Below are 8,017 nucleotides of genomic sequence, written 5' to 3' on the forward strand. Positions count from 1 at the left end.
CGTGATCAGACGATCCGTCGGAACGACGTCGCTCGTCCAGGGGACCGGATCGATGACCTGCACTTCGGAGGGCTGCACGTATTCGAGGTTCCGGAACCGGTACGTGTACCAGCCGTCGGCGGTCTCGATGTAGATCGCATCACCCAGTTGCAGCTCATCGATGAGGTGCATTCCTCCGCCGGCAGCGGAGCGGTGCGCGGCGATCGCGAAGTTCCCCACCTCGCCGGGCATCTGCGTTCCCGGGTAGTGGCCGATGCTGCCCACGTCGAGCACGTTCTCCGCGTCGACGCCCTCAGCGATTGTGCGCACCCACCCCTCGCCGTACCGGGGGATATAGAGGTTGCCGAACGTTGTGTCCAGAGCCGCGACTGGCGCGATCACTGGGTCACCGGGGACGGAAGGCGCGGCGATCGGCTGGGATGGTGCCTCAGCGGGCGGCGCGTCCTCGCCCCAGCTCTGGCGCAGCTCGGCCGCTTGATCTTCCTGCCGGCCCGCGATCACCGCATCGTTCCACCACAGCTGCCAGGCGAGGAACAGCAGAACGAGCACCCCTGCGGTCATCAGCAGCTCGCCTAGGACGCCGAAGAAGGACAGGCGACGACGAGCCGAACGACGTCGGCGCCGCGACACGTCCACGGATGACGAAGCGGTCATGCGCAGGAGTCTAGGTGTGCCGCTCTCACCCGCATCGGCAGGATCGGCGCAGCGCACGGGGAGAGCAGAGCGAGCGCGCCCGCGAGGAACGCGGTGCCGAGCTCGGGGAACACCTCCTCACCCTAGTTTCCGGAAGAGGCGCGCCCCGGGCCGTGACTTCCTAGGCTGACCTCGTGACCTGGACTAGTCGACCGCGCAGCATCGCAAGGGTGACCGCTCGAACCCTTGCCGTCACGGTCATCTCTGCCGCCGTCGCTGCCTCGCTCAGCGGGTGCTTCACCACCGCCGAGCGATCGCCGCTCACCTTCGCGGACCTCGACAGGGCAGCGACCGCCTCCGATGTGTTCCCGACGCTGCCCCCGCAGGCCTCCTGGTCCGAGATGGACGAGACCAGCTCCCGGCTCGTCGGCCGAGTCGGAGACCGGTCGCTGTTCCTGGCGCGCACGAGCGATCCGGGCACGACGTGCCTGACGAGCTTCGCTGACGAGGACACGTGGGACCAGAGCTGCGGGGCCGGCGACTTCGACGCCACGATCGGTCGGAACAAGTTCCACGTCGTCCCGGACGGCGCGGGCGCGGAAGAGACGTGGACGCCGCTCAGCGAGAACGTCTACCTCGACGGCATTGGTGCGCGGTGACGACGATTGAGGAGCTTCGACTGGCGCTCGTTCCCGTGTTCGAGGCGATGCTACACGGGCACGAACGCTCGTCACTTCGGCTGCACTTCGTGCGGCTCGCAGAGTGGCCGGACGGTTCTCCTCTGAGCCCTGCGGATCGCCTCGAGGATGACAGTGTCATCGCGCAGTGGGCTGTCCTCGACGAGACGGGCTCATCGCGAGAGCTTCAGAGCGGCGTCGCGTTGTCCGTCCTCACTCGGGCCGTGCGAAGCGACTTTCAGGACTTCATCGCGGAGAGCGCCTTCGGGTGGGGACAGCTCAGGGGTACCTAAACGCTCCTCTGACCTGCTGGCATCGGTCGGCTCCGTCGGCAGGGGAGCGGCAGGCGGTCACATCGATGAAGCATCGAGATCCGGCCGTCTCCTCAGCGAAGCGCCACCGTCGTACTGTCTCGTCATGGGTGCATCGGTACGACGTCGTGTTCGATGGTGGCGGCTCGCGATCGCATTCGTTGCTCTCGTCGCCGTAGTCCTTCTCGCCAGTGACCGTTCGGGTAGCTGCGCGGAGTATGCGAACTCCCCAGGCGTGTGCACCAGCGTCAATGAGGATCCTCGTACCTGGGTCCTCGTTGGGATCGGTGTTCTGATCATCACCGGCGCGTTGTACGGAGCGTTTCGGCGTCGGTAGTCGACCCCAGAAGCAGAGCGCGGCCGTCCCGTATGGGGATCGTTCACCGGGACAGATCCGACCCGGATGGTCCAGTGCGCTCCTGCCGTTCACGCGTTGGTCCGAGAGTGATGGTGTGCAGACACTGTCGCTCAAGACTTCGGCCGTGATCGCGGGCGCCGTCACTTTCCTCGCGCTCGTTGCGGGCGTCTTCCTCGACGGATTCACGTTCGCGTGCAACGAGTCCCTTCCGCCTCAGTGCACGGGGTTTGACGTCGCGTGGCCGGCTCTGTGCTCTGTCGCCCTCGCGACCCTTGTTCTCCTGGTCGTAGCGATGCGCGCCAGCAGGCGCTCTCACGCTCGATGGAGGTGGCTGTTGCTCGCCTTGGGCGTGGTCGGCGCCGTCACCAGCTGGGTTCTCGCTCTGCGTACCGCCATGATCATCGGTTGAGCAGCCCACGGCACGGTCGAACGACCGCTTGTTCCGTATGGAGATCGTTCATCGGGGCGAGGGGGCGGTGGCCTTCGCTTCGACCGTGTGGATCTAGCTCAGGTTCACCTTCGAGTTCTATGTTGAGCCCATGAAGCGACTCGCGACGTCAGGCCAGTTGGTTGGATGGACAATCGCCTTGCTCGGGGCTGCTGGTGCCGCCGCGTTCCTGGTGCACTGGAGCTCGTGCCTCGGTGGCCTGAACGAGGGTTGCTACAGCGCCACACAGTCAGACTTCACGTGGATCGCCACAACGATCGTCTGGGCCGTCGCCTTCCCGCTCGTGATATTCGGCGCCTTCGTACTCTCGCCAGGACGACCCGTCACGCTGATTGGTGTTGGGCTCCTCATGGTCATCAACCCCCTCACCGACCCTGGAGCGTTCTTTCTCCCGTGGGATGTCGCGGACACCTTGCCCTTTACCGGCGTCGCCACGTCGCTAGCTGCTGTGACTGCAGGTGTCCTCCTGGCCGGATCTTCCTACCGAGCCCGTCGGCCCGATCACAGCCGAGTCGGGAAGCCAGCGCCCGCTGACGTCGCCTACTGACCTTAGATCGGACTTGGGTCGTCCCGTTAGGGGATCGCTGGCCGTGCGTCTGAGAGGATCAGCGCATGTTGCCGGATGCCGAGCTCGCCGCAGCGATCGAGGCCGTCGGGGTGCGGCGGCGTCATCCGGTTTCGGAGTACGACTACCGGATCGATGACGTGCGGCTGGTCGCTGGTTTGCTCGACTTTCGGCTCTGCATGTGCTCATCCAACCCGGAGCCCGCTGCCCCGCCAAGGCTTCGCGTGGTTCGGGTCGACGTCGCCCCGGGCGGGCACTGCTGGGCGGCTAGCTGTTTTCTCGTGTCGCCCGGCCGGGGTGGAGGTGCTGCTAGTTCTCCGAGCTTGCAGAGAGGGTGGAAGTCGTTCCTGGTGGGCGGTAATTGCCGGCGAGGTGGATGAGGTTTCGGGCTGGCATCCAGCCGTGCTCGCGGGTCTCGGTGTGGTTGAGGGTCTCCACGAACAGCTCGAAGTCTCGGTCGCCCTTCGTGTCGTGAATCCAGGCCAGGACCTCCTCGACCGAGTCGGCGTCCGTTATCCGCTGCGGGTCATGGGTCACCGCCAGCTCGTCATCGGCGCCAATCCAGAAGCAGACCCAATAGGTCAGCGGTTCCTCGCGCTGCGCGTCAAAGAACGCTTCGTTCCATTCGGCTCGCATCAGCCCTCCCGTGTCCATCTTGAAGATAGCTCTACCAGCGCCGCGGCGTCCGTTGAGGGGTCGTCAACCGGTCGCCCGCGAGTTGCGTACGCCGCTGTCGGTCCTCGCAGTCGCCTGCACACCTTTTCGCGTCACCGCGGCACTCGTGCAGACGACCGTGAGCATTTAGATGTTCAAGGTCCCCTGCACATGCGACGCGGGCGCCACTGAACCGTTCCGTAAGAGGATCGAGTACGACGTCGTGGACCTCACCACCAACCCCGCCGCGCTCGAGTACGTCATGGAGGAGCTGGGCTACTCCGCCGCCCCGTCGTCGTCGCCAGCGATCAGGACCACTGGTCGGGATTCCGCCCCGACCTCATCGACAAGCACGCCGCATGAGCGGCGAGATCCCGAGCGATGAGTTCCGGGCCGGCTACCTCGCCGGATTCGCGGACCGGCAGGCCGAGGTGGACCGGCTGGAGAACGACGCCGACCGGCTCTACCGCGCCGCCTACGGCGACGAACGCCGCATACCCGGGCAGCACGTCACCCGCGCCGAGCTCGAACAGCGCAGAGCGCTGTCCGAGCCGCCTGTCGAAATAACCCGGCGCGAAGCGCTCGCATCCTGGGGGATCGAGCTACCCGCCGAGGACCCAACAGACACCCCCGCGGCCGAGCCCGCGACCGAGAGCCCGTCGACGTCGACGGGACCCACGAACCGCACGAGCAGGAGTCTCAATGAGTACGTCAAGGTGGCCTAGCGGTACTGTCCGCAGACCTTGACCGGAGTCGGTCTGGTCAGACTTCTGGGGTATCGCGTTGAGTGTGTCGCTGGGCCAGATCCGTTGCGAGTTGGCGTACTCGTTCGCGGGCTTCGTCGGGGCTGGTGATCTCGATGTGGTCTCCGAACTGAAGCAGCTGGCGCACGGACTCTAGCTCCGGGTAGCGGACGATGACAGTGCGCCAGCCGTCGTCTGCAGGAGAAACCGTATGGATGCGGGCACCGATGATGCGGCGCGCGAGGTCGAGCCGGTTCTCGCGGAGGCGAAACGTGACACTCACTCGTCCTGGTGACTCGGTGCGGTCTCTCAACCCGGCCCAGACCGTTCGGAGCGTCTCGCCGTCGCGCAGGGCCGCGGGCGCGTCGAGCACCTCGTAGCTCGTGATCCGCTCGAGGGAGAACAGCCGACTGTCGGCGTCGACGTCGGCGACGAGGTACCAGCGGCCTGACTTCACGGCGAGTCCGTAGGGGTCGGCTTCGCGCCATGACGGCAGTGTCTCGGCGTTGCGCCGATAGTGGAGCCGGATCCGGCGTCGCGAGCGGAGTGCCTCCGCGAGCTCAGCGACATCGACGGTCGCTTTCGGTTCGACGAACCACGCAGAACTGTCGACGACGATCAGGTCGGCCAGTCGCGCAACGGTGCGCGCCGCGGGCATCGCGGCCACGCGGGCATCGATCTTGCGCACGGCTGCCGCGTGGACAGTAGTCAGTCCCAGTTTCTCGAGCAGCTGCGCGTCCAAGCCGACGACCGACAGTGCTTCCAACTCGCTCGGGTCCAGATGAGAGGCGTTCAATCGCGCCGTGGAGAGCAAGAGGATCCCGCCGTTGCGTCCCCGCTCGGCGTACACCGGAACTCCTGCCGCCGACAGCGCCTCGACATCTCGCAGAATCGTTCGCCGAGAGACCTCGAGCCGTTCAGCGAGCTCTCTCGTGGTGAGCCGCTGACGGGTTTGCAGGAGTAGCAACATCTGCAGTAACCGCGAGGCCTTCATGACAGGCCATCGTCGCAGAAAGATGACAGGTCCTGTCGTCATTACCTGATCGGCTGGTCTCGTACTGATGACGACCACCGACTAGAGGAGTTCTCCATGCCCACACCGAATCTGTTCCTGCTCTACGTCAGCGATGCAGAGGCAGCGACCGCTTTCTACAGCGACCTGTTCGAGATCGCGCCCACCATGACCACCCCGCGCTACGTCGCCTTTGCCATCGCCCCCGGCGTCCTGCTCGCACTCTGGACCGGTCGCAACGAGCACGCGGTCCCGAGCACCCCACGCACGAGTGAACTCGGTCTGATGGTCCCCGGCACCGCGGCCGCGGTGAATGAAACCTTCGTCGCCTGGACAGCGAAGGGTGTTCACGTCGTCGAGGAGCCGCACGAGGACGTCTTCGGCCGCACATTCGTGGTCGCGGATCCCGACGGCAACCTCATCCGCGTCTCTCCGGTCGACTGAACCGACCACCTTCCCACCTGCTCCACCACGCGGAGGGACGGCTACGCCTCGTGACCGGCCCTCTCCTGGTCGCGTAGCTGATCTACGCAGCGCGGGTCGGAGGTGCGTGGGTGAATGTGCGGTTGTCGCGCAATAGGGCCCAGAGCACGCTGACGCGTCGTCGGGAGAGGGCGAGGAGTGCTTGCGTGTGCTTGTACCCTTCGCCGCGTTTCTTGAGGTAGAAGTCGCGATTCGGTCCCTCGCGGATGATCGAGGTCTGTGCTGAGAGGTAGAGCGAGCGGCGCAGATGTCGGTTGTATCGCTTCGGTCGGTGCATGTTCCCGGTTCGACGTCCGGAGTCACGTGGAACGGGGATCAGCCCGGCCGCGGCAGCAAGGTGGCCGTCGTCGGCATAGTTGTCGAGTGGCCCGGCTGCGTCGCCTCGTGTGGGGATGGTGCAGTGGAACTGCGGACGCCGCGCGTGAAGCGGCCAGTCTCTTCGGTATCGGCTTCGCTACGGGTGTTCTTCAAGTCGACTCGTGTGGGGGAGTCGCCCTTGCCTCCTCGCGTACCCAGAGGGTGCGGAGGATCGCAACGACGTCTTCGAGCGAGACGCCCGCTTCTTCGCTGACCTCGGCGAGAGCGCGGATGCGTTCGATGACCGCTTGCGGCGCCTTGGATGCTCCTGGGGCGACGCGAGTGCCGGCTGCGGTGCGGGTGACGACGAGCCCGTCTTGCTCCAGCGTGCGGTAGGCCTTGGCCGCGGTGGCTTGGGCGATGGCGAAGTCGCGGGCGGTCTGACGCACGGTGGGGAGGCGTTCTCCGTCTCCGAGCCGGCCGGAGCGGATCGCTCCTCGGTACAGCTCCGCGATCTCTTCTGCGGAGCTCGGGCCGGGCGTCGTCATCGCGTCGCACCCATCGTCTCCGAGGCGGCCGCGGGAGCGGGCCGCCGCGCTCCGCGAAGGGCGTCGACAGCGATCCGGAGCGCGAGCGCGACTCCCGCGCCCTGCACCACGTAACCGGTCAAGTTCATCCGCCCCGCGATGGCGCTGTAGCCACCGGTGATGTTCAGCTTCGTGATGGAGGTATCCTCGGACACCCACTGCTCGTCGAGGCCGACTGCGGACATGCCGGACGTGCCGACGTGCATCAGCACGGCACCGAGCGTCGTGATGAGTCCCGCGAGAAGAATGAGGACGAGCAGGCGTGCGGTTGATTCCCGGTCCGCTGTGACGCTCGGCGCGGTGGAGCGTCCGGCTAGCGGACGGTTCGCCTCCGCTCGCAGCGAGACGACAAGCACGACGCCTGCAACGACCAGGGCGAGGAGCGTCGCGAGGTGATTCGGCCAGCCGGCGCCGGGAACGTAGCCGAGTCCGTTGAAACTCATGTAGATGGGCAGGCTCGTGTAGTCGGGCACCTGCCCGAAGAACGGCCCGCTTCGCGGTGCCGACACGGCGATCGAGATCTGCCAGAGAGCGACGACCACGATCACGGCAGCGACGATCCCCGCGATCCAAAGAAGGGGCTGGGGGGTAAAGGCGCGCCAGGATCGCCGAGGAGCGATGGCACGTTCATTAGGCGCCGGCAGGGGCGTGCGTCGCAGAGCGAAGCCGGCGATCGCGACGACCAGCGTTGCGACGAGCAGGGGTAGCGGGCGCCGCAACCAGCCGTCATAGCCCGATGAGTCCCAGGTGGAGGCGGTGATTCCGCTCGTCACGGACGCCACGACGATCATGAGGACCGACCCCGCCGTTGCCGCCCACAGGAGCGTGGAGCGGCGGCGCCCGATCTGCGGAAGCGAGACGAGACGACGAGGGACGAGCCAGGACAGAGCGAAGAGCGCTAGCCCGAAAGTCAGGGCCATCTCCAGTGGCAGCACACCAACAAGGTTGAGCAGGAACGTCACCAGCACGTCGGCCTCCATCGATAGGCCCGGGGCGGTCCTGCCACCGGTTGTGCCGCGAAACTAGCACAATCTTGTACTGCCTACCCAGTTCAACATGCGCTACTCCGGAAGTGGTGCACTACTCATTCCGCGTGACGAGCCACCGTCGATCCTGTTCCGCAGGGGATCGCTGGCCAGGCGTCCGGTACGGGGTCGCTGAGCAGGAACTTCTCGAGTCCCGCGGTGCCGATGATCGGTGCCGTGTGGCGGTACCGTCGTTGCCCCTTTCGTAGAGGACCTCTGTGATC

The 8,017-nt window shown here is 66.1% G+C and carries 10 protein-coding genes and 2 pseudogenes; 6 read left to right on the forward strand and 6 right to left on the reverse strand.

Going from position 1 to position 8,017, the window contains the following annotated elements; genetic code table 11:
* A partial coding sequence (locus C5C56_RS17110; protein WP_146086527.1) for a class E sortase occupies positions 1-654 on the reverse strand: 654 nt, incomplete at its 3' end.
* A 209-nt stretch (positions 655-863) separates the two neighbouring features.
* On the opposite strand from C5C56_RS17110, the gene C5C56_RS17115 reads away from it, so the two are divergent.
* From C5C56_RS17115 to C5C56_RS17130, 3 genes are all read left to right on the forward strand, one after another.
* Complete coding sequence (locus tag C5C56_RS17115) at positions 864-1,292, forward strand: hypothetical protein (protein ID WP_104319999.1); 429 nt, start codon at positions 864-866, stop codon at positions 1,290-1,292.
* A 781-nt stretch (positions 1,293-2,073) separates the two neighbouring features.
* On the forward strand, positions 2,074-2,388 hold the full coding sequence (locus C5C56_RS17125) for a hypothetical protein (protein WP_104320001.1): 315 nt from the start codon (positions 2,074-2,076) through the stop codon (positions 2,386-2,388).
* Positions 2,389-2,518: 130 nt separating this feature from the next.
* Complete coding sequence (locus tag C5C56_RS17130) at positions 2,519-2,974, forward strand: hypothetical protein (protein ID WP_104224249.1); 456 nt, start codon at positions 2,519-2,521, stop codon at positions 2,972-2,974.
* A gap of 327 nt (positions 2,975-3,301) precedes the next feature.
* Here the strand turns inward: C5C56_RS17130 and C5C56_RS17135 are convergent, their stop codons facing one another.
* The gene (locus tag C5C56_RS17135; RefSeq protein ID WP_104261691.1) at positions 3,302-3,646 is read right to left on the reverse strand and encodes a hypothetical protein; all 345 of its coding nucleotides are present in this window, start codon (positions 3,644-3,646) and stop codon (positions 3,302-3,304) included.
* A gap of 151 nt (positions 3,647-3,797) precedes the next feature.
* On the opposite strand from C5C56_RS17135, the pseudogene C5C56_RS18425 reads away from it, so the two are divergent.
* Positions 3,798-4,009 (forward strand): annotated as a pseudogene (locus C5C56_RS18425) (glutaredoxin domain-containing protein).
* Entirely contained in the window at positions 4,006-4,371 is a 366-nt protein-coding gene (locus C5C56_RS17145) for a hypothetical protein (protein ID WP_104281153.1), read from the forward strand. The pseudogene C5C56_RS18425 and the gene C5C56_RS17145 overlap by 4 nt, the downstream one beginning before the upstream one ends.
* Before the next feature lie 37 nt (positions 4,372-4,408).
* On the opposite strand, the gene C5C56_RS17150 is transcribed toward C5C56_RS17145, so the two are convergent.
* On the reverse strand, positions 4,409-5,383 hold the full coding sequence (locus C5C56_RS17150) for a YafY family protein (RefSeq protein WP_104281152.1): 975 nt from the start codon (positions 5,381-5,383) through the stop codon (positions 4,409-4,411).
* 96 nt (positions 5,384-5,479) lie between these two features.
* Here C5C56_RS17150 and C5C56_RS17155 point away from each other — a divergent pair, with 96 nt between their 5' ends.
* Positions 5,480-5,845 carry a VOC family protein gene (locus tag C5C56_RS17155; protein ID WP_104320002.1) on the forward strand — a complete coding sequence of 122 codons (366 nt, stop codon included), beginning with the start codon at positions 5,480-5,482 and terminating at the stop codon, positions 5,843-5,845.
* An 82-nt stretch (positions 5,846-5,927) separates the two neighbouring features.
* Here C5C56_RS17155 and C5C56_RS17160 read toward each other — a convergent pair.
* From C5C56_RS17160 to C5C56_RS17170, 3 genes and pseudogenes are all read right to left on the reverse strand, one after another.
* Positions 5,928-6,254, reverse strand: a pseudogene (locus C5C56_RS17160) (transposase); the annotation flags it as partial.
* Positions 6,255-6,351: 97 nt separating this feature from the next.
* Entirely contained in the window at positions 6,352-6,729 is a 378-nt protein-coding gene (locus tag C5C56_RS17165; protein WP_104281150.1) for a GntR family transcriptional regulator, read from the reverse strand.
* Positions 6,726-7,736: a hypothetical protein gene (locus C5C56_RS17170; RefSeq protein WP_146086528.1), complete on the reverse strand. Its 1,011-nt coding sequence runs from the start codon at positions 7,734-7,736 to the stop codon at positions 6,726-6,728. The genes C5C56_RS17165 and C5C56_RS17170 overlap by 4 nt, the downstream gene beginning before the upstream one ends.
* Positions 7,737-8,017: the final 281 nt, after the last annotated feature.

This window comes from Rathayibacter sp. AY1D1 (genome assembly GCF_002932635.1).
Classification (GTDB): Bacteria; Actinomycetota; Actinomycetes; order Actinomycetales; family Microbacteriaceae; genus Rathayibacter.